Source organism: Patulibacter medicamentivorans, assembly GCF_000240225.1.
Lineage (GTDB): Bacteria > Actinomycetota > Thermoleophilia > Solirubrobacterales > Solirubrobacteraceae > Patulibacter > Patulibacter medicamentivorans.
In genome coordinates, this window is record NZ_AGUD01000184.1 from 1 (window position 1) to 1,227 (window position 1,227).

The window sequence follows — 1,227 nt, forward strand, 5'->3', positions numbered from 1 at the left end:
CCGCGCCGGCGTCCGCGCCCGAGCGCGCCGCGGCGGGCGCCGAGCACGCCGTCGTTCGCCTCCGCCCGCGAGGTCGCCCGCGCCGACGGCGCCCCGCGCCTGCGGCTGGTCGACCGTGACACGCCGGAGCGGGCCGATGCGTCACGATCCGCGCGTGACGCAACGGACGTTCGTGATCGCAGCCGGCGGGACGGCCGGGCACGTGGTGCCGGCGCTGGCCGTCGCGGACGAGCTGCGAGCTGAGGGCCACCGGGTCGTCGTCGTCGGCGGCGACCGCGAGGAGGTCCGGCTGGTCCCGGAGGCCGGCTACGAGCTGCGCCGGATCGACGTCCAGGGGCTGAGCCGCTCGAACCCGCTGAAGGCGGCCCGCGCCGGTGGCAAGGCGGTCCGGGCGACGGCGGCCGCGCGCCGGATCCTGCGCGAGCTGGAGCCGGCGGCGGTGATGGGCGGCGGCGGCTATGTCGCCGGCGTCGTCGGCGCGGCGGCCGCGTCGCTGCGGATCCCGCTGGTCCTGACCGAGGCCGACAGCCACCTGGGGATCTCCAACCGGCTGCTGCACGGCCGGGCGCGGCGGGTCTGCCTGGGCTTCCCGATCGCCGGCCGTGAGGAGCCGACGTTCCTCGTGACCGGTCGCCCGGTGCCGCCGCCATGCACCGATCGCGCCGCCGCCCGGGCGCACTTCGGGCTCGGCGAGGAGCCGGCCGTGCTGGTCTTCGGTGGCTCGCTCGGGGCCCGCAGCCTGAACGAGGCCGCGATCGCCGGGCTGACCGATCCGGCGGTGGCGGTCCTGCACGCCAGCGGCCGGCGCGACCACGCCGACCTGGTCGACCGGGTCACCGATCCCCATCCGCCGGGCCACTACCGGCTGTTCGACTACCTCTCGCCGCTCAGCCAGGCGCTGGCGGCCAGCGACCTGGTCGTCGCCCGCTCGGGCGGCTCGATCGCCGAGATCACCGCGCACGGCAAGCCGGCGATCCTGGTGCCCTACCCGCACGCCGCGGCCGACCACCAGACCGCCAACGCCCGCTGGATGGAGCAGCAGGGCGCCGCGATCGTGATCCCCGACAGCGAGCTGAGCGCCGAGAAGCTGCGCCGGACCGTCGACGGGCTGCTGGCCGACCCGGCGCGGCTGCGGGCGATGGCCGAGGCGTCGGCGGCGCTGGCCCGGCCGGACGCCGCCGCGGCGATCGCCGCCGAGGTGCTCGCGGCGGGCGGCGCCGGCTGAGG

General features: G+C 78.2%; 1 protein-coding gene. It reads left to right on the forward strand.

The window, feature by feature from the left end:
* Nucleotides 1-154: 154 nt before the first annotated feature.
* Nucleotides 155-1,225, forward strand: a complete 1,071-nt coding sequence (gene murG / locus PAI11_RS11100) for an undecaprenyldiphospho-muramoylpentapeptide beta-N-acetylglucosaminyltransferase (protein WP_244406535.1) — start codon at nt 155-157, stop codon at nt 1,223-1,225.
* The last annotated feature ends 2 nt before the right edge of the window (nt 1,226-1,227 follow it).